Here is a 23,175-nt window from a genome sequence, read left to right as displayed (position 1 = left end):
GCCGGCACCGCGGCGCACGACGCCGGGTGCCGGCCCTCGGCGTGTCCGCTCACACGCGGGCGCCCCGGGCCTCGAGCGTCGCACCGTCGGGCACCGCTCCCCCGTCGCCGCCGAGCTCGGCGTCGCCGACCACGTGCACCCCCTGCCCGAACGTCCAGGCGCCCCGGACCGTGAGCGACGTCGCCCCGCGCAGTGACGGCACGTGGGGCACGCGGGCGTCGAAGTCCCCGACGAGCGCGTAGTGCGCCGGGTCCAGGTCGACGAACGGCGCGTCCACCACGGCGACGAGCCGGTGCGCGTCGTCCTCGTCGTACACGTCGGAGCGCAGCACCAGCAGGTCGTTGGTCGTCTTGACGGGCAGGAACCGCTCGCGCCCCACCTCGAGGACCGCAGCACCGTCGAACACCTCGATCGCCGCGCCCATCGCGGACTCGACCTGCACGACCCTGGGCGACGTCCGGTCGGTCGGGTCCACGTTCTTCTCGTTGCGGATCAGCGGCAGGTCCAGCACACCGCCGGTCCGGGCCAGCTCCGCGGCGAGGGCCTCGAGGTCCAGCCACAGGTTGTTGGTGTTGAAGTAGCGGTGCGTCGCGATGTCGGCGGCCGCCTGCGCGTCCTCGGGCGCGGTCTGGGCGGACTCCCGCAGGACGATCCGCCCGTCGGCACGCCGCACGACCAGGTGGCCGCCCTTGCGGTCGGCAGGCGTGCGCAGCGCCACCTCGGCGGCGAACGGTGCTCCCGAGGCCGCGAACCAGCCCGCGACGCGCGCGTCCGGCGTCGCCCCGAGGTTGTCGGAGTTGGAGACCGACGCGTAGCGGAAGCCGGCGGCCAGCAGCGCGTCGAGCACGCCGGACGCGTAGAGGGCCGTGTACAGGTCGCCGTGGCCGGGCGGGCACCACTCGAGCGTCGGGTCGGCCTGCCACGTCACCGGTGTCAACCCGTCCACGAGGAGCTTCGGCACCCGGTTCTGCAGGAAGTCCAGCGGCACGCCGTCGACCGCCAGCTGCGGGTACACGGCGAGGGCCGCGAGCGAGTCGTCGCGCGTCCGGAAGGAGTTCATGAGGACCAGCGGGAGCCGCGCGCCGGTCGCGGCGCGGGCGGCGAGCACCTGGTCGGCGATGACGTCGAGGAACGTGCGACCGCCGCGCACGGGCAGCAGCGACTTCGCGCGGTCCATGCCCATCGACGTGCCCAGGCCGCCGTTGAGCTTGACGACCGCCGTGCGGGCGAGGGCCTCGGCGGCTGCGGCGTCGTCGACCTGGAGGTCGTCGAGGCGCGGGACGTCCGTCAGCGGGTCGACGTCCACCTCCGGGACCAGGCCGGTGCTCCCGGACTCCAGGAGACCGTAGAACCGCGTGAAGACGTCGACGGCCGTGGCGGCGACGTCGGCGTCACGCATCTTCTGCTGGGCGAGCGCGAGTCCGTTCATGCGACGACTGTAGGAGCGATCAGATCACCCGGGCTGGTGAATCCGGTCACATCGGGCATGGTGGACCGACGCTCCGTCGAGGGGCTGGAACGACAGATGCCGCAGGACGTCGGTGACGTCCTGCGGCATCCTGGGGTGGAGCTGAGGGGATTCGAACCCCTGACCTTCTCATTGCGAACGAGACGCGCTACCAACTGCGCCACAGCCCCTTGAAGCGGGGATCACACTAGCATCACCGGCGCCCGGCGACGAAACCGTCGACCGGCCCCCGGGACCGTCGCGGTGTCCACGGCGCTCGTCCGCGGGCAGCCCCGGCGGACGCCGGACGGACGGCTACTGCCCGGCCGCGCGACGGCGCGCGAGCACCGCGTTGAGGTCGATGCTGCCGGTCGTCGCGGTGGGCGCCTCGACCGCGGCCACGTCCCGCTCCTGCGCTGCGGGGGCGACCTCGTCCGTCGGGGCATCGGCCGGGCGGCGGACCGTCGAGGCCTCGGCGTCCGCCTCCTCCAGGGGCGCCGGCGTGCGGCGCGGGGCCGGCGCCTTCATCGCGTACGTCGGACGAGGGACCCGCACGGGCGACCACTCGGCGTCGCCCTGGCCCTGCGGGGCGCCGTCGTGCGCGTCGTCGACCGCAGGCTCCTGCACCGCCCGCGAGGGACGCACGACCGGGACCTGCCCGGTGACGTGACGCGCACGGCCCGTGGACTCCCCGCGGTCCTCGACGATGCGCTCGAAGACCTCCGTGTGCGCGTCCGACGGGCGCACGGCGTGACCCGTGACGAGCGGCACCGGCGCAGCGGGCTCGGCATCGGCCCGCACCGCAGGCGTCGCCCCCGTGCGCGGTCGCACCGCAGGCGTCGCCCCCGTGCGGGGTCGCACCACCGGCGTGGCCCCGGTCCGCGGACTCGCCGCGAGACGTTCCTCGCGCTCGATCGTCGCGACCCACTGCGCGTCCGCGGCGTGCCCGGCGAGCACGGCACGGCGCCCCAGCACGACGACGGACGCGAGCAGCGCCGTCGGGACGGCACCCACGGCCCACGTCGTCGCCGGTGCGACGCCCGTCACGACCCAGGCCGCGACGGAGGCGACGGCCAGGACGGCGGCGAGCAGACCGCGGCGACGCGCGGCAGCACCGCGGCGCGCGGCAGCGGCCGCCCGGGCGGCGCGGGCCTGCGCCAGGCGGCGCGCGGCCTCGGCGGAGATGCGCTCGGGTGTGGCGTGCGGTCGGTCCACGGTGGTGCCTCCTGTCAGCGTGCCGACGTACGCAGCCGGCACCCCCGTCCCCGGGGTCAGCAGTGCCGTCGTGCTCGGTCCCCACATCCCGGCCGCCGCGGCCCGGCGCCCCAGCCGGCGGCGCGTGCTGCTCGCCACCGCGACGACGCGCAGACCCGCGGAGAACCGGTCGTCGGCCCGTGCCTCCAGCAACCGTTGACGGTGCCGCAGGTGGTGCGGCACCAGATACGCCGCCCACAGGCCGACGAGCGCGAGCGCCACGGGGCCTGCGAGTTCATTCACGTCACGACGGTAGGGGCCCCGAGGGCCACGATGCGGCAACGACGCGGCGTGTCGCGTCGACGTCCCCCGCGCGTCGGTGCCTCCGGTCGGGTCCCGCGACGGACGTCAGGCGGTCGCGCGGCGACGGTGCCACCGCTCCACGAGCCCCTCGGGGACGTCCTCGACCGTCAGCGCGAACGTCCGGTGGTCGCACCAGCGGCCCTGGATGTGCAGGTACCGCACGCGCAGGCCCTCGTCGCGGAAGCCCAGCTTCTCGACGACGCGCAGCGACGGCGCGTTCTCCGGGCGGATGTTGACCTCGATGCGGTGCAGGCCCAGCACGCCGAAGCAGTGGTCGGTCGCCAGCGCCACGGCGGTCGGGGTGATCCCCTGCCCGGCGACGTCCTGGGACACCCAGTACCCGATGGCGGCGGACCGCAGCGACCCGTACTGGATGGACGACACCGTGAGCTGCCCCACGAGCCGGTCGGCCCGCTGGATCGCGAACGGCAGCGCCGAGCCCTCGCGCGCCTGGGCGGACAGGGCCCGCACGAACTGACCGAAGCTCGGGCGCGGGCCCCGCACCGGCTCCGGGCTCGTCGCGTCCCACGGCTCCAGCCACCCCAGGTTGCGCCCGCGCAGGGTCATCCACGCGTCGGCGTCGCGACGACGCAGCGGCCGCAGGCGCACGTCGCCGTCGACCAGCTGGACCGGCCACCCGACCGCCACCCTCATCCCCTCCGTCCGTGGACGCGGGCGGGCAGTGAGCTGTGCTCCACGTCCTCACCCCTCCAGCACAAGACAGTGCACGACGTCGCCCGGATGCACCGCAAGGTCCCGCTCACCGACGACCGCCAGCGCGTTGGCGTGCGCGAGGGCCGTGATCGACGGCGCCGAGGGGTCACCCACAGGCGTCGCACGGTACCCCTCGTCGGGGGACCCCAGCACGCTGGCGGGCACGAACTGACGCAGCCCGGCCGGGGACACCCAGCCCTCCGTGGCGACCGCCGTGACGGACGGACGGAACAGCTCGGTGCGCCCGGCCATCGCGCGCAACGCCGGTCGGACGAACACCTCGAAGGACACCTGCGCGGCGACGGGGTGCCCCTGCAGGGCGAACAGCGGCACCGTCCGCCCGTCCCCGTCCGTCAGGTCCAGGCCGAGCGCACCGACGGTCCCGAAGCCCTGCCGCGCCCCGGGGGTCATGGCGACGTGGTCCAGGCGCACGGTGCCCAGGGGCGCGAGGACGTCCTTGACCGTGTCGTGCGCGAGCTCCGACAGCCCGCCGGTGAGCACGACGAGGTCCGCGCGCACGAGCTGGTCCTCGAGCGTCTCGCGCAGGGCGGCGTGGTCGTCCGGCACCGCACCGACGCGGACCGGTGTGGCCCCCGCGTCGCGCACGGCCGTCTCGAGCGCGTGCCCGTCGACCTCGAAGACCGTCCCCGGGCGGGCGGCCGTCGTCGGCTCGACCAGCTCGTCACCGACCGACAGCAGCACCACGCGCGGCGTCGGGTGCACGGGCAGGCGGCCACGGCCCATCGCGGCCGCGAGCGCGATCTGCCGGGCCCCCAGGCGGGTGCCCGCGGTGAGGACGACCCCGCCCGCGCGCACGTCGTCACCCGCACGACGCACGTGCTGCCCGGGACGCGCCGGACGCTGGAACGCGACCCGCGCCTGCCCGCGGTCCGTCTCCTCGACGGGGACGACCGCATCGGCGCCCAGAGGCAGCGGTGCCCCCGACGCGACCCGGACCGCCGTGCCGGGCACGTGGCGCAGGCCCGCGGCGCTGCCCGCGTGCAGGTCGTGCGCGACCGGGAGCTCCTGCCGGTGCGGGCCACCGGTCGTGTCGTGCGCGGCGACCGCGTACCCGTCCCGGGCCGCCACCGGCACCGCCGGTACGTCGACCGGGGCGACGACGTCGGCCGCCAGGATGCAGCCCGCTGCGTCGTGCAGGACGACGTCGAGCGGGGGGACCGGGACCGCTGCGGCGAGCACGGCGGCGAGGTGATCCTGGACCGATCTCATCCGCGCATTGTGCCTGCTGCGGGCGCACGGCTCGGCGCGCGCCGCGCCCTCGCGGCCCGGCTGTCGCGGCACCGGACCGGGCCGCAGCCCCACGCCGGCGCGGAGGTTTGTCACACTGGTGCCATGAGCGCCGTCGCCCAGCCCCCCTGGCACGACCATGCGGACGCGACGGCCCACCGCGCCCGACCTCGTCATCCTGCCGAGGAGAAGGACCAGCTGCGGCGCCAGGTGAGGGCACGTCGATCGCAGCGGTCGGCGCGTCGGCGCACGGAGGTCGCACTCCGGCTGGCCGAGGTGGTCCTCACGATTCCCGAGGTCACAGCCGCGCGCTGCGTGAGCATCTACGCCTCACGCCCCTCCGAGCCGGGTACCGGTCCGCTCATCGAGGCCCTCGCGGAACGCGGCGTACGGCTCCTGCTGCCCGTGCTCGGTACAGGCCTGCAGCGCGACTGGGCGGAGTACGCGGGCGCCGACGACATGCGTGAGCGGGCCCCCGGACGCCCGCCCGAGCCCAGCGGCGCACCGCTGGGATCCGCCGGGCTCGCCGACGCCGACGTCGTGCTCGTCCCGGCGCTCGCCGTCGACACGCACGGCGGACGGCTGGGTCAGGGCGGCGGCTGGTACGACCGGGTGCTGGCGCACGTGCGGCCGGGAGCGCCCGTGATCGCGCTCGTCCACGAGGACGAGGTGCTCGACGAGGTCCCGCGCGAGGAGCACGACGTGCCCGTCACGGGCGTCGCGACCCCCGACGGCTGGCGCCGCTTCGAGCCCGCCGCTCCCCCGGGCGCCTGACGGTCGGCGTCAGTCCTCGACCGGCACGAGCGTCTGGCGGTCCACCGCGTCCGCGCCCACCGCCGCCGGGGAGTACGGCCACGGGAACTGCCGGCCCTGCGCCCACGCCTCGAACTGGTCGTCGTAGTGCTTGCTCGCCGGGTGGCCGGACGTGCCGGTGAGGTTCACCCAGGTCGAGGAGTCGAGGTCACCCAGGTCGACGACCATCCGCATGGAGGACGCCGACGTCACGGCGAACGACCCCGTGGCCGCGTCCCAGCTGGTCGCGTCCACGATGGAGGATCCGCCGCCCACGCGCTGCGGTGCCGGGTTCACCAGGCGGTGCAGCACGCGCGGGACACCGTCGCCGCCGAGCACCGGGTGCTGCGGTGCGGCCGTGTGCAGCAGTCCCCACTCCCAGTCGCTGGTGCGGCTGCCGATCTGGGCGGTGAGCTGGCGCCGCGCGGCCACCAGCGCGCGTGCGAGCACGTCGTCACGCCCCTCCACGACGCCCGGCGTCGAGCGGTCGTCCCACCACGCGGACGTCGGGTCGTCGAGCATGCCCCGGACGACCTCGAGCCACCGGGAGTCGCCCGTCGGTGCGTGCCCCTCCGGCAGGTCGTCCGCGAACGTCATCTCGAGCACGTCCGCCCACACGGCCGCGAAGTACATGGCGCCCGCCGAGTCGACGTCCATCTTCTGGTCCCAGTCGCGCAGCAGCCGCTGCCCTGCGACGTCGAACGGGTCCTCGACGTCGACGTCCAGGAGCGCCGGGACCAGGACCTGTGCGTACGGGCTGCGCACGTCCGTCTGCAGCTCGGCCACCGTCGCGACGTCGAGGCCCTGCCCTGACTCGATCCGCTCGGTCAGCAGGTCCCGGATCCGCTGGCTGCGGTACCCGTAGTCGGTGTCCTCCGCGAGGAACGGTCCGACGCCGAGCGGCGTGACCGCCTGGTTCGCGGCGACGACGAAGCCCTCGGGTGGGTCGAGCAGACGGGGCATCGTCGCGGGGTCGACCCAGCCCTGCCAGTCGTAGCGCGAGTCCCACCCCGGACGGGGCCACGTGCCGTCGGACGGCACGGGCCCGGCGACGGCGCCCCGCACGGGGATGCGCCCCGGTGCCTGGTAGCCGATGTGCCCGTCGGTGGTCGCGAAGACGATGTTCTGCGCCGGCACCTCGAGCAGGGTGGCCGCGGCGGCGATGTCGGCGGCGTCCTGCGCCGTCATCATCGCGATGATCGCGTCGCCCGTGCGCCCCGGGGTCAGGGCGGTCCAGGCCAGCGCGACCTCGAACCGCAGGCCGGGCGCGTCGTCGGGGACGGGCGCACGCTGGACGTCCGGGAGCTCGAGGACGTCCGACACGATCGGGCCGTGACGCGTGCTGCGGATCTCGATCTCGACGTCGTCGCCACCGGCGACCTCGATGGTCTCCGTGCGCACGTCGAGCCGCGTGCGCTCGCCGTCGACGAGGACCTCGCCGTCCTCGACGCGCTCGAGGAAGAAGTCCGTGACGTCGGCGCCCATGTTGGTCAGGCCCCACGCCAGCTGGCCGTTGTGGCCGATGACGACGCCCGGCAGCCCCGCGAGCGAGAACCCGCTCGCGTCGAACGGGCAGGCGTCCGTCACCTCGGCGCACCGCAGCCCGACCTGCGACCAGATGCCGGGCGCCGAGATCCCCATGTGCGGGTCGTTGGCGAGGATCGGCTTGCCGGACGCCGTGTGCTCCCCGGCCACGACCCACGAGTTCGAGCCGATGCCGTCACCGTCGCCCACGAGGTGCGGGACGGCCGCGAGCGCACGGTCGGCCGACGCGAGGGCGTCCTGCAGGCCGGCGTCGTTCAGGTCGAGGTCCGCGGTCGAGGCGACGGAGAACGCGTCCGTGGCCGCGTCGGCCGCGGTCACGATGGGCTGGTTGCGGTCCTGCGGGTACGGCGGGAAGAGCTCCTCGACGCGTGCGACGTCCTGGACGAACCGGTAGGTCTGCGCGCGCGAGAGCTCGCGGTCGTAGTTGGCGCGCAGGTCCCACGCCATGGCCTTGAGCCACGCGAGCGAGTCGATCGGGTCCCACGCCTCGGGTGCGTCCTGCGGGACACGCAGCCCCAGGACCGTGTACTCCATCGCGATCGAGCCGGGGTCGCGGTCCTCGAGGTACGCGTTCACCCCGTCGGCATACGCCTGCAGGTGGTCCCGCGTGTCCTGCGACAGCAGGTCCCACTCCTGCTCCGCGACACGGCGCCAGCCCAGCGTGCGGATCACCTTGTCCGCCTCGATCGCGGCCTCGTCGGCGCCGACGAGCTCCGCGAGCCGCCCGGCGGTGACGTGCCGGCGGTAGTCCATCTGGAAGAACCGGTCCTGCGCGGACACGTAGCCCTGCGCCAGGAAGAGGTCGTACGGCGACTCCGCGACGATCGTCGGCACGCCCCGTGCGTCGCGCGTCACCTCGACGTCGGCGTCCAGCCCGTCGATCACCTGGGTGCCCTGGACGTCCGGCAGCGGCCGCCGCACGACGAGGGCGCTCGCGCCCGACGTGACCAGCAGCGCGAGCACGACGGCGGCGGCGATGACGACGAGCGCGGTTCGCGTGCGGTGGCGACGGGTCACGGTCGAAAGGCTACCCGCGAGCACGCTTGACGGTGGCGCTAGAGTTGGCACTCGGATCCTGAGAGTGCCAATGGCGGCCATCGACCCGTGCCGACCGGATGGTGCGCTCGGTGGACCGACGGCGGGTGGCGTCGAGGACGTCGGCCCGGCCGGGACGGGCGACACCGACCCCTGGCGGCTGCGGCACCCTCAGCGAGCTTCGAGGACTGCCGGGGACGCCCGGCGACGACGATCGGGAGTCACCTTGCCCACCTACGCCTACCGCTGCACCGCCTGCGAGCACTCGTTCGAGGTCCAGCAGTCGTTCACCGACGACGCCCTGTCCGTCTGCCCCGAGTGCGAGGGGCGCCTGCGCAAGGTCTTCTCGACCGTGGGCGTGGTGTTCAAGGGCTCGGGCTTCTACCGGAACGACGCCCGCACGGGCAGCTCGACGTCCGGGTCCGGGGGCAAGTCGGGCGCGTCGACGTCGTCGAGCACGTCGACGTCGTCGGACACGTCGGTGTCCACGTCGTCGGGCTCCACCACGTCGTCCAGCACGTCCGGCACCTCGTCCGCGGGGTCCACGGGCTCGTCGAGCCCCGCGACGACGTCACCGGCCGCCGCGTCCGCCTGACCGGACAGCTCGCCCGGCCCGTTACCTGACGAGCCGGGCCGCGCGCCCGGCCCGTCGCCTGACGATCAGGGCTGGGCCGCGCGCCCGACACGTCACCGGAATGCGCCGGGCCGGGGCCGAGGGTCGGGTCCGAGCCGACCACAGGCCCCGCCCCGTCGGCCTCCGTCCCCTGTGCGGGCCACCGCCGCCCTGGCCCGGTCGGCGGGCTCCTAACGTCGCGGCATGGTCGTCCTGACGCCGGCGAGCCCACCCCTGCGACGGGAGGGCGTCCGCGAGCCCCTGCCCCCGCCCCTGCCCGGCACCCGCGGCCCCGCGCGCGTGCGGGCACGGGCGGCGCTGTGGCGCTTCCGGTTCGCGCTCGCGGCGGTGTGCCTCGGCGCCGCGGCAGCCGTCACGCTCCAGACGCTGCGCCCGCCGCCTGCCCCGACCGTCCCGGTCGTCGTGCTGGCGCATGACGTGTCGGCGGGCACCGCCCTGGCGGCCGGCGACGTGGTCGTGGCCGACGTCCCCGCCGCGGCGGCACCCGCCGACGCGCTGCGGACGCCCTCCGACGCGCACGGTCACGTCGCGGCCGTCGACCTTCCCGCACGCCTGCCTGTGACGCCCACGCTGCTCACCGGCGCCGTCATGGCGGGCCCGGCGGGCACCGTCGTCGTGGCCGTCCGCCTCGACGACCCGGCCGTCGCGGGTCTCCTGAAGCCCGGCCTGCACCTCGACCTCGTCGCGGCGCGCCTCGAGGGCGGCCCCGGCGAGACCGTCGCACGGCGCGCACTCGTGAGGCCGGCACCCGACGGGGAGGCGGCCCCCGGCGGGCTGCTCGGGACCACGTCGCCCGACGACGGACCCCCCGTGCTCGTGGCCGTCACGCCCGACGAGGCGCTGCTCATCGCGCAGGCGTCCGTGTCGTCACGCCTGGTGGCGGTCGTCGTGCCATGATCGGTTGAGGACGCCCGACATCGACGCATGCCCAGGAGGTCCCATGTCCGGCAGCGGTCGCGAAGGTGCGCGTGGCGCGAGCCAGCGGATCAGGTCCGTGGGCGAGAACCCGCGGGTCAAGGGCCTCGCCAAGGTGGGCCAGGGCTTCAAGGACTTCATCTCACGCGGGAGCGCGATCGAGCTCGCCGTCGGCGTCATCGTCGGGGCCGCGTTCGCGCAGGTCGTCGAGGCCCTGCAGAACGCCTTCATCAGCCCGCTGATCGGTTGGGTCTTCGGCAAGCCGAACCTCGACAACCTCTGGAACATCGGGCCCTACACGTGGAACGAGGAGATCGCGGAGACGGCCCAGCCCATCGCCGTCGGCGTCATCCTCAACTCCCTGCTCCAGTTCCTCATCACCGCGGCCGCGATCTACTTCCTCATCGTGCTGCCCCTCAACGCCCTGGCCGCACGCCGCAAGAAGGGTCAGGAGGACGAGCCCGCGGCCCCGGCCGAGGACATCCTGCTGCTGCAGGAGATCCGCGACCTGCTCTCGCAGCGGCTCACCCCGGCGATCGTCAACGACACGACCGACTCCCCCGGAGGCCCCGGGACGACCCCACCACCGCCGGCCGCGCCGGCAGGGCCCCCCAGCATCCCGCCGGGTTCCTGAGCACCACGCTCCACGCACCCGCGGACAACGCACCCACGCTCCACGCACCCACGCTCCACGCACCCACGCTCCACGCACCCGCGGCCTGAGCGCGACGAGGCGAGCACGCCGCCTCAGCACCCCGGGATCCTCACCAGTGCGGGGGCTTCTCCCGCCGCAGCCGCTCGTCGTTCGACGACGACTCCTCACGCCCCCAGCCGCGGTCGGAGTCGTCGGCCGACCGCGTCGCACGCCAGAGGTCATCGACGTCGCCTAGTCTCCCCGATGCCGTCGAGACGTCGGGCACGCCTCCGGGACCCGGCCTCTCGGTGGCAGCACCGGGGACGGCACCCTCGGTGACAGCACCGAGGCCAGGACCGTCGGCGGCCTCACCGGAGACGGGACGCACGGTGGCGTCGCGGGCACCCGGGCCGACAACCGCTCCCCCGGCCGGGGCGGGCGGGAACGCCGGCAGCGTCGCGAGCAGCACCGAGTCGTCGGTGCCGACGGTCCCGGACTGCCGCACCGCCCGACGAGGGCGGCGAGATGCACTGCTCATGGTTCCGATCCTCGCACTCCCCGACCGGCCCCCCACGGGGCCGACGACCCGCGACCCGTCCCACGGGGTGGGACGACGACCGCGCGAGACCGGGCCGGGAGAGGTCCAGGCCGCTCGGACCGCCCCTCAGGCCGGTCTCGCGGCGTGCGCGTCCCGTCACGTGGGATGCGGCTGACGGAACCCAGCTGACGAGTCGCGGCTGACGAGTCGCGGCTGACGGAACGCGCCCGACGGGATGCCGTTGGCGGGGTGGCTGCGCACCCCGGTGGTGCCGGTGTCAGCTGAACGCGCGGAAGACCGCTGACCGGACGGCGGAGTCCACGCGGTGACTGCGACGCGTGACGCCGAGCTCCGCGCGCAGGGCGTCGGCCAGCTGGTCGCGCGTGCGCTGCGCCCCGTCGGACCTCAGCCAGCGCACGAGGTCGTCGAGCTGGTCGTCGCTGTACGCGTTGATCGGCAGACCCGCCCGCACGTCGGGACGCGGCATCGTCGGCACCGGCAGCGCGAGCTGCTCACCTGTCGACGGGGTGTCCATGAACGCCTCGGTCTGTGGCGCCTCGACGGGGGACGGTGCCTCGTGCGCACCGTCCGACGGCGTCCCGTCCGGCGCGACGGCGGCCGGCCCGCGCGACGCGGGCCCGGTGGACGCCGACCCGCTCGTCCCGCTCACCGCTGCCGCTGCGGCTGCCGCTGCGGCGGACGCGACGACCGGCATGACACCGGTGGGAGTCCGCACGACGGGCATCGCGCCCGTCCGGGTCCCCACCACCGGCGTCGCGCCGGTCGCCGGCGCCACCACCGGCGTCGCACCGGTCGCCGGCGCCACCACGGGCGTCGCACCGCTCGCCGGAGCCACCACCGGCAGCGCACCGGTCGCGGGGTGCGTCACGTACGGGCGGACGGGCCTGCTGTCCTGGTCGTCGATGGTGTGGGGCACCTGCGGGACGGGTGTCGACACTGGTGCGGCGGGCTCCGGGCGACGCTCGACGAGGGCCGCGTGCACGGCGCGCCGGATCCGGTCGGTCTCCGCCTGGGGGTCGAGGAAGGCGGCGGCCGACCACACGCGCACGACCGACCAGCCGAGGCGCGCGAGCCGGTCCCCGACGAGCCGGTCACGCACGCGGACGCTCGGTTCGCCGACGTACGTGTCGTCGTCGGTGAGGACGGCGACGAGCATCTCGTCGGGCAGGTCGGGGTGCCCCACGACGAGCGGGATGCGCGCGCCACCGGGGACCCCGTGGTCGACGTCGACCAGCAGGCCGTGCTGCCAGAGCCGCTCGGCCAGGTCGAGGACGAGCCGGTCCGGGTCCGGACCACCCGTCGGGCGGTCCTTCGTCCCGTGGCCGGCACCCTGGGCGCTGCGCTCGGCGGCGAACCGCAGGACGTCCGCCAGCAGGCGGGGACCCGGGCCACGGAGCCGGTCGGCGTCGAGGTCGTCGCCGCCGAAGCACGTGACGACGGTCAGGCGGTGCCGCGTCGAGCCGAGGGCGTCGAGCAGGAGCGCGTCCCCGCCGGCCCGGCTGACGGGTCCGAACGTGTGCAGGACCCGGCGGTGCGGGGTGCGCCCCAGGCCGAGGGAGAGGATGACGGCGTCGCGGCGCAGACCACCGACGTTGGTGACGTCGACGACGACGAACGGGTCGGCGCGCCCCGCGTCGAAGAACGTGGCCAGCGCCGGGTTGTCCCGCACCTCGGCCAGGACGGTGTCGCGCACGGCGTCCGCGTGCCGGTGGGTGAGGGTCACGACGGCCAGGGACTCGTCGGGGTGCTGCAGCACGTGCTCGACCACCAGCTCGAGGACGCGCTCGACCTCCGCGGACGTCGAGTCGACCATGCTGGTCGCGGGGTCCGGCATCCCCGTGCCGTCGACCGTCTCGAAGCACACCAGGGGCCGGGAGTCCGGCAGGGGCGTCGGCACCAGGACGCCCTCGTACCCGTGCTCCGCGAGGAACCGGGTGAGGTACGGGTCCCGGCGCGAGGTGTCCGCCTGCAGCGCGACCGACGGCAGGACCGCCGCGAGCTCGCGCACCGCGCTGCCCGACGCGCAGCGCGCGTCACCCACCACGACGACCTGCCGACCGCGGGCGATGGCCGGCAGCGCCGCCTCGACGGGCAGGTGCGCGGCGGCGTCGACCACCACGAGGTCGACGGTGCGGGTCGCGGGCAGGACCTGCGAGACGAGCATCGGGCCGGCGACGAGCACGGGGCGCAGCCGACGGGCCAGGTCCGGGTACCGCGCGACGGTGTCCCGCAACGAGGTGATCCGGTCCTCGACCAGCTCCGCGAAGAGCCCCTCGGCCTGGTCACGGTGCGCCCGCACGGCGTCCGCGATGCGACCGATCGCGGCGGCGAGCACGGGCGCCGTGCGGCTGACGACGTGCCGCCGGTCGAGCGTGGCGTACCGCGCCGACAGGTCACCGAGCGCCGCGCCGTCGTACCCGGCGAGCGCGGGGTCCGCCGCGAGGACGTGCTCGAAGACGGTGCTCCACCAGGCGAGGTCGAGCTCGGCGGGCGCCTGCGCGGGGTCCGCGCGCCGTGCCGCGAGGTCGTCGACCAGGTCCCCCAGACCCGCAGCCCGCAGCCCGTGCAAGAGCTGGGTGCGCTCGGGCAGGGTCTCGAGCGCCGCGGCGGCGGAGCGCAGCCTCACGAGCCGCTCGCGCAGCTCCTCGAAGGGCGTCGCGGACAGCTGCCCGCCCAGCGGCGTCGTCGCGAGGACCTCGGCCACGCCCTCGACGTCCTGGCGCACCGCGGCCTGCTCGTCCTCGATGACCTCGAGGCTCTCGGGGAGGCGCGGCCAGCCGCCCGCGGGGCAGTGCGCCTGCCACACGTCACGACGCTGCTGCACCTCGATGAGCGCACCGTGCAGGTCCGCGACGGGGCGTCCCGGACGGAGCATGTCCTTGGCCTGCTTGCGCAGGCGGCGGCGCACCCAGAAGCCCATGGGGATCCCGTGCTCCTCGCGCCACTCCTTGGTGGCGGTCGCGGCGACGAGGTCCGCGGCGGTGCGCTCGAAGACCATCGGCAGGAACACGTCGAGTGACGACCGCACGCCGTCGAGCATGTGCAGCTGCTCGGTCCACTGGTCGAGCGTGGTGGCCCGCGTGAGTCCCGTCTCGTCGGCGACCTGCGCGACGCGCTGCACGAGCAGCGGGAGCGTCACGTCGAGGAGCCGGTCGAGGCGGCGGCGCACGACCTGGGCGTCGGCGGACGTGCGCACGTCTGCGCCGTACCAGGGGGTGTCCTGCGGGCGCAGCGAGAACGCACCGAGCTCGCCGGCGCGCACCAGGTCCTGCGTGAGCCGCGCGCGGCGCTCCGGGTCCAGTGCGCGTGCGACGTCCGGGCTCAGCCGGACGGTGGTCGAGGGAGAGGGGCGGGTGGCGGTGAGACGCGCCAGCTCCTGGAGCGCGTCGTACGCGGACGCACCCCACGGCTCGCGCGGCTCGTGCAACGCGTCGACGTAGCCCCGCAGCCGCTCGCGGTGCTCGACGAGGGGCGTCCGCACGGCCTGCACGGCGTCCGTGTCGACGACGGGCGGCTCGAGGGTCATCGCGCCCAGGAGGCGGCGCGCGGCGGCGCTGCGCCAGCCGGCGTGCGGCTCGACGTCCAGCACGATCTCCCCGAGCCCGAGGCGTCGCAGCCGGTCGGCGAGCGACACGGCGGCGCGCCGGTGGCCCGGCACGTACAGGACGGTGCGGCCCTCGGCGGCGGCGTCGGCGACGATCGCCGCCAGCGTGCCGGTCACGTCCGAGCCGGTCGGGGCGTCGACGAAGACGTCGGTGCCCGTGGCCACGACGTCGAGGACGTGCTGCTGCGCGGGGTCGAGGTCACCGACGCCGCGCTCCAGCGCCGGGTCCCGGTCACCGACCACGGGCGTCGGCAGGGGGACCCGCAGTGCTTCCCGGGCGTCGTCGAGTCCCGCGAGCGCGCGCACGACGTCGTGCCGCTCGAGCGTCCCCGACATCTGGTCGAGGTCGTCGACGATGACCTGCCCGGGGTGGACGAACGTCCCGACGACGACGCGCTCGACGAGCGAGAAGTCCTCGAGCACGGCCTCGCCGAGGGAAGCCAGGCGCTGGAGCGCGCCGCGTGGGTCGAAACCCGCACCGGTGAACGTGCCCCGGGCGACCGCCGCCGGGTCGAGCAGGGCGCCGTGCCCGCGCAGGGCGCGCGCGAGGACGGGGTTCACCTCGATGGACGGCTCGAGCTCCAGCTCGTAGTCACCTTCGCCGGAGCCGCGGGCGCGCAGCCCCACGGGTCGCAGCAGGACCGGGGCGCGGACGGTCCGCACGGCGGCGTCCTGCCCGTCGGCACCGGGTGCGCGGCCGGCGGGCGTGCGCGGGTGGCGCGTGACGTGCGCGAGGGCGCCCACGTCGTCGGACGCGAGGTCGGCGCTCGACCGGTCGGTCCAGGTGGCGACACCGATCGCCAAGGACGTCGACGCGATGCCGTAGCGCTGGGTGTAGCCGGCGGCGCGGAGGCTGACGGCGCGCGCCCGACGGCGGGCGCTCGACAGTGCGCCGGGCTCCCGCACGAGGTTGGACAGGCGGGTCGACCGGCCGGCGAAGAGCTGCGCCATCCCGGACGGGTGCGCCGCCGACAGGTCGAGCGCCGCGTCACCGAGCTGGTCGACGTCGGCGAGGGTCGAGGCGCCTGCGGCCTCCACGAGCGCGGCGCGCCACGTCGCGATGGCGCCCTCGAGGACCTCGGCGGGCGAGGGCGGCTCGACGAGCGCCACGGGCGGGCCCTCGACGGCGTCGGTCCGCTCGGACGTGGCAGCGTCGCCGTCGGCAGGTGGCGTGGCGCCGGCCGGGTCGGTCCCCGTGAGGGGGGTGCGCGCAGGAGCGGTCATCTTGGCACGGTAACCGCGCAACAGGGCGATCCCCGGGTGGCCACGCCGTGCCCGTCCGGGTTGTGCCCGGACGGGTGGCGGCACGGGCCGGATCCGGCCCGTCGCGTCCGGTGGACGCGCTCGGAAACGACCGACGGGACGGGCCGCTGGGGCCCGTCCCGTCGGATCGGAAGCAGAGACGGTGCGCACCGCGCAGGGGGCAGGCGATACGCACCGTCGGGTTCAACTATGCGCCATCTCCGGCTGTTGGTCAACTGTCCAGGGCACCCGAGAAGGTGAAACTTCACGGACCCTTCGGACGCGTCGGCGCATCTCGGGCGCATCGCTCCCCGCAGCCCGGGACGCGCCGTCGAGCGCCTACGCTGTGCGAGGTCCAGGGACGGAGGAACGGGATGCGGGGGCGCAGTGCGGCCGCCATCTGGGGCGTCGCGGCCGTCACCTACCTCGTCGCCGTCGTGCATCGCACGGCGCTGGGCGTCGCGGGCGTCGAGGCGATCGACCGGTTCGCGCTCGGCGCGACGGGACTGGCGGCGTTCTCGGTCCTGCAGCTCGCCGTCTACGCGGCCCTGCAGATCCCCGCCGGGCAGCTCCTCGACAGGTTCGGCCCGCGGGCGCTCATCGTGACGGGCTCCGCCGTGATGGCTATCGGCCAGGGCCTGCTCGCCGTCGCCGACGACGTCCCGACCGCGCTGGCGGCCCGCGCCCTCATCGGGGGCGGCGACGCCGCCATCTTCATCAGCGCGTGCCGACTCATCGCGCAGTGGTTCCCGGCCCGGCGGGCCCCGGTGATGGTCCAGGTCACCGGGCTGGTGGGCCAGTCCGGTCAGATCGTGTCCGCGCTCGCCGTCGCGTGGGTGCTGCACCTGCGCGGCTGGGGCGTGACGTTCGGGCTGCTGGCCGTGGCCGGCGCCGTCGTGACCGTCGCCGCGGCGGTCGGCCTCGAGCGCCACCCCCCGAGCAACGTGGACGGCTCGGCGCGCGAGCGGTTCGTGCCCTCCGTGCGCGCGGCCGCATCACCCGCGGGCACACGCCTGGGCTTCTGGTCGCACTTCCTCACCCCGTTCTCGTTCAACGTGCTCGCGATGCTCTGGGGCGTGCCCTTCTTCGTCACCGCGCAGGACAGGACGCCCGCGGAGGCGAGCGTCCTGCTCACCGCGCTGACCCTGTCGGCCATGACGGCCGGCCCGCTGATCGGCCGGTGGACGTCGCGTCACCCGCTGCGGCGCTCCTGGGTCGTGCTCACCTCGGCCGTGGCCACCCTCGCGGCCTGGGTGTGGCTGCTGGCGCCGGCCACACCGCGGCCGTTCGCGCAGCTCGTGGTCTTCTGCGTCGTCATCGGCGCCGGCGGACCGGTGTCGCTCGTCGGCCTCGACTTCGCGCGCACCTTCTCGCCCCTCGACCGGCTCGGCACCGCCACGGGCTTCGTCAACACCGGGGGCTTCACGTCGACCATCGCCGGTGTGCTGGCCGTCGGGGTCGTGCTGGAGGCCGTCTCGCCCCCGGGCGCGACGATCTACTCGCTGGACGCGTACCGGATCGCGTTCGCGGTGCTGCTGGTGCCGTGGGTCGTCGGCGTCCTCGGGGTGCTGCACAGCCGGCGCAGGACGCGCGTCGCGCTGAGCGAGGCCGGCACCCCCGTGCCGCCCCTGCGCGAGGCGCTGCGCCGCCGACGGTCTCCCTGACGTCGTCCCGGCCCTTTCGCCACCGGTACGGGCGACGCGAGGCACGTGGCCGGCCGGATAGGTTCAGGCGATGGACCCGGTGGATCCCGCGCTCGCCGGTGTGCGCGCCTACCTCAGCCACCTCGACGGGTGCGAGGTCGCCGTGCGGACCCTGTCGGGCGGCGAGTACGTCGGACTGCTGTCGTGCCTGCTCTCGGGCAACGTGGTCTTCGTCGGGCCCTCCGGCGCGGCGCCGTGCATCCGGATCGACGCGGTCGAGTCCGTACTGCTCGTCCGCGGCGAGCCGGGCCGCTCGGGCTGAGGCCGTCGCGGCGACGCAAGCGGTCAGGCGTCGTGAGAACGCTCCCCCGTCACATCGCCTTGCAGCAGGGCGAGGCGACCACGACGGGCGCGGCCGACGCGGCGGACGCCCCGATCAGGCCGGAGAGGGCGACGACGACGGCGACGGCGGCAACGGTGAGCTTGTTCATGATGGGAACCCCTTCGAGACAGCGGTGCCGGGCTGTCCGGCACTCCCGGCATGGTCCCCACGGGAATGTCGTGATCGCAATGACTCGGCCCAAGTACGGGGTAGACACGCCCAGGTCCGGTGTCACCCGGGCGTGTCGCGCGGGGGTCCCGCTGCCTGCTCGCCTCCTAGGGCCGTGCGGTCCCCACGCCTGCGGCGTCGAGCGCCCGCCGGTACGCCTCGGCGACGGTGGCACGGTCGCCTCCCGCGGCGCGCAGCCGGTCCCCGAGGCGGCGCCACGCGACCGCGGCGGGGCGACCCGCCGGGACGAGGTCCAGGCCGTCCGCGACCTGCAGGTACGCCTTCACGGCGGCCGACCGCTCCCCGGACGCGAGCAGCGCGTCCCCCAGCGCCTCGTGCGCGGCGGCGGCGTCCCGCCGGTCGCCGACCGTGAGCATCTCCGCCGCGCGGGCGGCGTGCGTCAGCGCCGCACGGTTCTGCCCGAGCAGCAGCAGGGCGCGCGAGCGGATGGTGGCCGCCCGCGCCAGCTCGACCTGCGACTCGCCGACCTCGAGCGCGGTGGCTGCCGCGTCGAGCTCGGTCAGCGCCTCGCGCGGGCGCGCGGGGGTCGCCGCGAGCAGGAGGTGCGCGAGGTCGAGCCGCAGGCGCGGCACGTCGCGCTCGGCCTCGTCGCCGCCGGCGATGGCCAGCGCCGCCCGCAGGTGCCCGAGCGCGTCGTCCGCGTCCCCGAGCGCGTCGTCGACGAACGCGAGGTTCCAGTGCACGGACCACACCGCGCGCGCCGACCCGTGGACCAGGGCGCGGGCGAGCAGGTCGGTGCCGCGCACCCGGGCGTACGTCACGTCACCGCGGGCCACGTACGCCCAGACGAGGGTCGCCTCGAGACGGAACACCTCGTCGGTGCCCGCCGCGCCGGCGCCGAGCGCTGACAGGGAGAGCTCTCCTGCGCGGACGGCCCCGTGCAGGTCGCCCAGCTCCGTCAGCGTCATGACCAGGCGCGTCGCCGCGTACGCGGCCTGCCGGGGGCGGTGCCCGGCGGTGAGGCGCCGCGTGGTGTCGGCGAGGACCTCCGCCGACGCCTCCAGGTCACCCGCCACGTCGAGGGCCTCCGCATGGGCGAGGAGCACGCGGGCGCTCTGGTCCACGTCGAGCGACTCGTGCTCCACGGTCGCGAGCTCGGCGACGGCGTCGGTCGCGCGCCCCGCGCGCAGCAGCTGGCGCGCGCGCACCACCGATGCCTCGGACGCCAGGTACGCGGGCGAACGCTCACCCTGCTCCAGGTACGTCGTCGTGACCCCCAGGGCGCGCGCGAGCCGCTCGAGGGCGCTGTCGCCCGGGCCTCGCACACCTCGCTCCAGGTGGGAGACGTAGCTGGGGTGCATGGACGCCGCGCGGGCGAGCTCGGCCTGCGACAGGCCGGAGCGCTCACGGGCGTCGCGGATGCGTTCACTGACGGGATGCACGGACTCACGATAAGGACCTGCCCTGCGGCACGGAAGAGGGGTCACCTGAACTCCCGTCACGGCGACGGCGACACCCACCCCGTGACGTCGCGGGGCCGCTGAGGGCCGGGGAGGTGAGCCGGGGCACCTCCCGGCGTCACGGGCGCGTCCGGGACCGACGGCGGTGCGGGCGGGGTCACCACCCGCAGGTTGGCCACGCCCGTGCGTCGGACCAGCACCTCGACCAGGCCGACGTACACCAGCGTCGCCAGCGTCGACTCCGCGAGGACGTCCAGGGGGATGTCGACCAGGTCGAGGTCCGCAAGGTTCACCGCGCCCAGCCCGAAGACGAGGACGTTGTTCACCACGTGCGCCGCCGCGGCCGCCTCGAGACCACCCGTACGCCACACCAGCCAGCCCATCGCGAGCGCCCAGACCGCGGTGTCCACCATCGCGAGGTTGACGTACGTGTGGCCGAGCACGAACAGCGGTACGGGCAGCACGATCGCGAAGGCCGGGTGCCGCAGCCAGGTGCCGACCGTCTGGACGAGGTAGCCGCGGAACACGACCTCCTCGGCGATGCACTGCGCGGGCACGAGCAGCACGACGAGCACGAGGAGCGGCCACGTCGCCTCGTCGACGCGGGGCCGCCAGGGGGTGCCCTCCACCACGGCCCGCACGTACTCGATCACCTGGACGACGACGGTGAGGGCCACGGAGAGCGCCAGGCACCGCGCCGCCCAGCCCCAGCGGACGCGACCGACGACGGAGGCCAGCAGACCGACGGGCCGCGCACCCAGCAGCCACGTCGCCACGACCGACGCCGGGAGCAGGGCGATGATCGACAGCATCCCGAGCGTGAACGCGAGCGGGTCGCGCAGGTCCAGCACGTCGACGGTCGCCAGGGTCTGCAGGCCCTCGGGTCCCGACGCCACGGCCGCGACCATGGCCAGGACACCGCCGACCGCCACCAGGACGACGTAGAGCGCCAGCGCGACGACGCCGACGAGCAGGGGCCGCCACCACCGCGACCCCGGGCGCGTGCGTCCCAGCCGGTGGTAGGCGTAGGCGCCGGGCGCCTCGCGTGGGTCGACGACGACGTGCGTGCTGCTCACGGGCCCATCGTGACCGCAGCGCGTGCGACGCGCATCGGTCGCGCGACCGAGCGTGCCGAGAATGCGCTGCCCCGGCCGGGGCACGCGCCCCTACGATCGCCGGATGCTGGACGAGACGTGGGTGGAGCACCGTCGCAGCGGTGACCGTGAGGTGCTGGGCTGGGTGCGTCCGTCCGGCGACGGGTTCGTCGCCGTGGACCGGCTCGGCCGCGACGTCACCGGGCCCGTCGACTGGACCGACGCCGAGGACGCCCTGGACGAGCGGGGCCTGCACTGGCTGGCCGACCTGTGGCAGCTCACGCGCGAGGACGGCACCGTGCTGCGGGTCCGGATCGCCGAGGTGAGCCCGGAGCGGGTGGTCGTGTGCGTCGACGACAAGGGCGAAGCGGCCATCAGTGCCGTGGCACGGCACGAGCTGCCCTTCCCGGCGCCCGCGTCGCTCGTGCCGTTCGCCGGCGACCCGTTCACGATCGACCCGGACCCGGCCGGCTGACGCGCCGCCGTCCGGGAGCCGGGCGCGGCGTGACGGGTCGTCCGTACGACCGATCCGGCGAGCCCACCGGTCGCCCTAGCATCGCGTCGTGACCATGACACCCACCGCCGCCGAGCCGGCGCCGAGCCGGGCGCAGCGCGTGTGGACGCACACGTGGCGGCTGCTGGTCGCGGTCGGTGCCGGTGGCTCGTCGGGGCTCCTGGTCTACGGCCTGGGGCTGCAGGCGACGCCCGAGGCGGTCATCCGCCCCACGGCGGCGACCTGGTTCTTCGTCGACCTCCTGTGCCTGCTGGTGTGCGCACCGCTGTACGTGGTCCGTCGGCGTGCGCCCCTGGTGATCACGGGTGTCATCGTGGTGCTGGGCTCGTTCTCCCTGTTCTCCCAGGGTCTGGTGGTCGTCGCCGTCGTGTCGCTCGCGACGCGGCGCCGGTGGCCGGAGATCGGCGCGGTCTGCGTGCTGTGGTGCGGGGCCACCCTGGTCAGCGAACGCGCGTTCGCCCAGTGGGTCCTGCCGTCGGAGGCCATCCCCCCGCGGAGCGGGTGGACGGTCGCCGCCCAGCTCGTCTTCAGCGCGCTCGTGGTGGTGACGGGGATGTTCATCGGCGGCCGGCGCGCGCTCGTGGCCTCGCTGCGCGAGCAGGCCGCCATCGCCCGGCGCGAGGCCGACGCCCGCGACGACGGCGCCCGCGCAGCCGAACGCAACCGCATCGCCCGCGAGATGCACGACGTGCTGGCCCACCGCCTGTCCCTGGTCGCCCTGCACTCCGGCGCCCTGGAGTACCGCGCCGGACTGGACCCCGAGCAGGTCCGCGAGACCGCCGCCGTCGTGCGCGAGAACGCCCACGAGGCCCTCGGAGAGCTCCGCGAGGTCCTCGGCCTGCTGCGCGACACCACCGCCACCGACGAGCAGTCGCGCCCCCAACCCACCTTCGCGCAGGTCGACGAGCTCCTCGACGGCACCCGCGCCGCCGGGTCCCCCGTCACGTTCGTGCTCGACCGCGTCGGCGAGGACGACCTGGCCCGCCTGCCCGCCTCGACCAGCCGGCACCTGTACCGCGTCGTGCAGGAGACCCTGACCAACGCCCGCAAGCACGCCCCCGGCGCACCCGTGCACGTCCGCCTGCACGGCGCCCCCGGCGAACGCATCGCCCTCGAGGTCACCAACCCCGTCCCCACCACAGCACCCACCACCGCCCTGCCCACCTCCGGCTGGGGCCTGACGGGCCTGGCCGAACGGCTGCGGCTGACGGGCGGGGAGCTCGACACCGCGCGGCGTGCCGACGGGACGTTCATCGTGCAGGCATGGCTGCCCTGGGCGGCGGCCACGACGGAAGGACAGGCGTGACGACGACGGCGGAGCAGGTGGCGGACCAGGTGGTGCGGCCGACGGTGCGGGTGGTCCTGGTCGACGACGAGACCCTCGTGCGGGTCGGCCTGCGGCTCATCCTCGGGGCGGACCCGGCCATCGAGGTGGTCGGTGAGGCCGCCGACGGGTTGGAGGCGCTCGAGGTGGTCCGGTCGACGGCTCCCGACGTCGTCCTCATGGACATCCGCATGCCGCGGCTGGACGGCCTGGCCGCGACCGAGCGGCTGCTGGCTGGGCAGCCCGACGCGCGCGTGGTCATCCTGACGACGTTCGACACCGACGAGATGGTGCTGGGCGCGCTGCGCCTGGGGGCCGCGGGCTTCCTGCTGAAGGACACCCCGCCGGCGGAGATCGTCCGGCACGTCCTCGACGCGGGCGCCGGCCGCACGACCCTGTCGCCGTCGGTGACCGACCGCCTCATCGCGTCGGTCACGCAGCGGCCGCGCAACGAGCGCCGGACGGCCGCACGCGCGCGTCTCGACGACCTCACCGAGCGTGAGCGGGACGTGGCGCGGGCGATCGGCCGCGGCCTGTCGAACAGCGAGATCGCCTCGGAGCTGTTCATCACCGTGGCAACGGTGAAGACGCACATCAGCCGCATCCTGGAGAAGATGCCGGCCGACAACCGCACGCACATCGCGATCTGCGTCCATGAGGCGGGTGACGTGTGACGTCGTCCGCCCGAACGCTCCACGTGACC

Annotated in this window: 18 protein-coding genes and 1 tRNA gene; 9 read left to right on the top strand and 10 right to left on the bottom strand. The window is 75.3% G+C overall.

All coding sequences use genetic code 11. The features are described 5' to 3' along the window. Positions 1-49: 49 nt before the first annotated feature. From NP048_RS04380 to NP048_RS04360, 5 genes are all read right to left on the bottom strand, one after another. Positions 50-1,429, bottom strand: a complete 1,380-nt coding sequence (locus NP048_RS04380) for a UTP--glucose-1-phosphate uridylyltransferase (RefSeq protein WP_227578278.1) — start codon at positions 1,427-1,429, stop codon at positions 50-52. Between the two features lie 136 nt (positions 1,430-1,565). Beyond that, positions 1,566-1,638 (bottom strand) — tRNA-Ala (locus NP048_RS04375). A 124-nt stretch (positions 1,639-1,762) separates the two neighbouring features. After that, positions 1,763-2,944 carry a hypothetical protein gene (locus NP048_RS04370; protein ID WP_227578277.1) on the bottom strand — a complete coding sequence of 394 codons (1,182 nt, stop codon included), beginning with the start codon at positions 2,942-2,944 and terminating at the stop codon, positions 1,763-1,765. A 105-nt stretch (positions 2,945-3,049) separates the two neighbouring features. Beyond that, positions 3,050-3,652 carry a GNAT family N-acetyltransferase gene (locus NP048_RS04365; protein WP_372456843.1) on the bottom strand — a complete coding sequence of 201 codons (603 nt, stop codon included), beginning with the start codon at positions 3,650-3,652 and terminating at the stop codon, positions 3,050-3,052. A 54-nt stretch (positions 3,653-3,706) separates the two neighbouring features. Then, positions 3,707-4,948: a molybdopterin molybdotransferase MoeA gene (locus NP048_RS04360; RefSeq protein WP_227578275.1), complete on the bottom strand. Its 1,242-nt coding sequence runs from the start codon at positions 4,946-4,948 to the stop codon at positions 3,707-3,709. Between the two features lie 123 nt (positions 4,949-5,071). Between NP048_RS04360 and NP048_RS04355 the strand changes: the two genes are divergently transcribed. Then, on the top strand, positions 5,072-5,740 hold the full coding sequence (locus NP048_RS04355; RefSeq protein WP_227578274.1) for a 5-formyltetrahydrofolate cyclo-ligase: 669 nt from the start codon (positions 5,072-5,074) through the stop codon (positions 5,738-5,740). Positions 5,741-5,749: 9 nt separating this feature from the next. Here NP048_RS04355 and NP048_RS04350 read toward each other — a convergent pair whose 3' ends face one another. Next, the gene (locus NP048_RS04350; protein WP_227578273.1) at positions 5,750-8,320 is read right to left on the bottom strand and encodes a penicillin acylase family protein; all 2,571 of its coding nucleotides are present in this window, start codon (positions 8,318-8,320) and stop codon (positions 5,750-5,752) included. Between the two features lie 244 nt (positions 8,321-8,564). Here NP048_RS04350 and NP048_RS04345 point away from each other — a divergent pair, with 244 nt between their 5' ends. From NP048_RS04345 to mscL, 3 genes are all read left to right on the top strand, one after another. Further along, positions 8,565-8,933: an FmdB family zinc ribbon protein gene (locus NP048_RS04345; protein WP_227578272.1), complete on the top strand. Its 369-nt coding sequence runs from the start codon at positions 8,565-8,567 to the stop codon at positions 8,931-8,933. Between the two features lie 222 nt (positions 8,934-9,155). Beyond that, a complete protein-coding gene (locus NP048_RS04340) occupies positions 9,156-9,869 on the top strand; it encodes an SAF domain-containing protein (protein ID WP_227578271.1) in 714 nt (237 codons plus the stop codon). A 43-nt stretch (positions 9,870-9,912) separates the two neighbouring features. Further along, positions 9,913-10,521 carry a large conductance mechanosensitive channel protein MscL gene (gene mscL / locus NP048_RS04335; protein WP_227578270.1) on the top strand — a complete coding sequence of 203 codons (609 nt, stop codon included), beginning with the start codon at positions 9,913-9,915 and terminating at the stop codon, positions 10,519-10,521. A 130-nt stretch (positions 10,522-10,651) separates the two neighbouring features. Here mscL and NP048_RS04330 read toward each other — a convergent pair whose 3' ends face one another. Both NP048_RS04330 and NP048_RS04325 read right to left on the bottom strand, forming a co-directional pair. Continuing rightward, positions 10,652-11,059, bottom strand: coding sequence for a hypothetical protein (locus NP048_RS04330; protein WP_227578269.1), 408 nt, complete (start codon positions 11,057-11,059; stop codon positions 10,652-10,654). Between the two features lie 277 nt (positions 11,060-11,336). Continuing rightward, complete coding sequence (locus tag NP048_RS04325) at positions 11,337-15,908, bottom strand: hypothetical protein (protein ID WP_227578268.1); 4,572 nt, start codon at positions 15,906-15,908, stop codon at positions 11,337-11,339. 392 nt (positions 15,909-16,300) lie between these two features. Between NP048_RS04325 and NP048_RS04320 the strand changes: the two genes are divergently transcribed. Together NP048_RS04320 and NP048_RS04315 are read left to right on the top strand one after the other, a co-directional pair. After that, on the top strand, positions 16,301-17,590 hold the full coding sequence (locus NP048_RS04320) for an MFS transporter (RefSeq protein WP_227578267.1): 1,290 nt from the start codon (positions 16,301-16,303) through the stop codon (positions 17,588-17,590). Between the two features lie 70 nt (positions 17,591-17,660). Further along, positions 17,661-17,891, top strand: a complete 231-nt coding sequence (locus tag NP048_RS04315) for a hypothetical protein (protein WP_227578266.1) — start codon at positions 17,661-17,663, stop codon at positions 17,889-17,891. Between the two features lie 335 nt (positions 17,892-18,226). Here the strand turns inward: NP048_RS04315 and NP048_RS04310 are convergent, their stop codons facing one another. Together NP048_RS04310 and NP048_RS04305 are read right to left on the bottom strand one after the other, a co-directional pair. Further along, the gene (locus NP048_RS04310; RefSeq protein WP_227578265.1) at positions 18,227-19,522 is read right to left on the bottom strand and encodes a helix-turn-helix domain-containing protein; all 1,296 of its coding nucleotides are present in this window, start codon (positions 19,520-19,522) and stop codon (positions 18,227-18,229) included. A gap of 56 nt (positions 19,523-19,578) precedes the next feature. Continuing rightward, positions 19,579-20,616 carry a CPBP family intramembrane glutamic endopeptidase gene (locus tag NP048_RS04305; RefSeq protein WP_227578264.1) on the bottom strand — a complete coding sequence of 346 codons (1,038 nt, stop codon included), beginning with the start codon at positions 20,614-20,616 and terminating at the stop codon, positions 19,579-19,581. A gap of 103 nt (positions 20,617-20,719) precedes the next feature. On the opposite strand from NP048_RS04305, the gene NP048_RS04300 reads away from it, so the two are divergent. The 3 genes from NP048_RS04300 (at position 20,720) to NP048_RS04290 (ending at position 23,146) form a co-directional block, all read left to right on the top strand. Next, entirely contained in the window at positions 20,720-21,109 is a 390-nt protein-coding gene (locus tag NP048_RS04300) for a hypothetical protein (RefSeq protein ID WP_227578263.1), read from the top strand. 94 nt (positions 21,110-21,203) lie between these two features. After that, positions 21,204-22,454 (top strand): sensor histidine kinase, encoded by a 1,251-nt coding sequence (locus tag NP048_RS04295; protein ID WP_256769469.1) that lies wholly within the window; start codon positions 21,204-21,206, stop codon positions 22,452-22,454. Further along, entirely contained in the window at positions 22,451-23,146 is a 696-nt protein-coding gene (locus NP048_RS04290; RefSeq protein WP_227581335.1) for a response regulator, read from the top strand. Before NP048_RS04295 ends, NP048_RS04290 begins: the two co-directional genes overlap by 4 nt. Positions 23,147-23,175 lie beyond the last annotated feature (29 nt).

The sequence above is a fragment of the Cellulomonas xiejunii genome, from assembly GCF_024508315.1.
Lineage (GTDB): Bacteria > Actinomycetota > Actinomycetes > Actinomycetales > Cellulomonadaceae > Cellulomonas > Cellulomonas xiejunii.
This window is presented reverse-complemented; position numbering and strand designations above follow the sequence as displayed.

Bases quoted from the DNA above. Each gene is read 5' to 3' on its own strand.
- NP048_RS04325 (WP_227578268.1), bottom strand. From the start codon at position 15,908: ATGACCGCTCCTGCGCGCACCCCCCTCACGGGGACCGACCCGGCCGGC.
- NP048_RS04295 (WP_256769469.1), top strand. From the start codon at position 21,204: ATGACACCCACCGCCGCCGAGCCGGCGCCGAGCCGGGCGCAGCGCGTG.
- mscL (WP_227578270.1), top strand. From the start codon at position 9,913: ATGTCCGGCAGCGGTCGCGAAGGTGCGCGTGGCGCGAGCCAGCGGATC.
- NP048_RS04380 (WP_227578278.1), bottom strand. From the start codon at position 1,429: ATGAACGGACTCGCGCTCGCCCAGCAGAAGATGCGTGACGCCGACGTC.
- NP048_RS04300 (WP_227578263.1), top strand. From the start codon at position 20,720: ATGCTGGACGAGACGTGGGTGGAGCACCGTCGCAGCGGTGACCGTGAG.
- NP048_RS04330 (WP_227578269.1), bottom strand. From the start codon at position 11,059: ATGAGCAGTGCATCTCGCCGCCCTCGTCGGGCGGTGCGGCAGTCCGGG.
- NP048_RS04360 (WP_227578275.1), bottom strand. From the start codon at position 4,948: ATGAGATCGGTCCAGGATCACCTCGCCGCCGTGCTCGCCGCAGCGGTC.
- NP048_RS04340 (WP_227578271.1), top strand. From the start codon at position 9,156: ATGGTCGTCCTGACGCCGGCGAGCCCACCCCTGCGACGGGAGGGCGTC.
- NP048_RS04320 (WP_227578267.1), top strand. From the start codon at position 16,301: ATGCGGGGGCGCAGTGCGGCCGCCATCTGGGGCGTCGCGGCCGTCACC.
- NP048_RS04355 (WP_227578274.1), top strand. From the start codon at position 5,072: ATGAGCGCCGTCGCCCAGCCCCCCTGGCACGACCATGCGGACGCGACG.
- NP048_RS04315 (WP_227578266.1), top strand. From the start codon at position 17,661: ATGGACCCGGTGGATCCCGCGCTCGCCGGTGTGCGCGCCTACCTCAGC.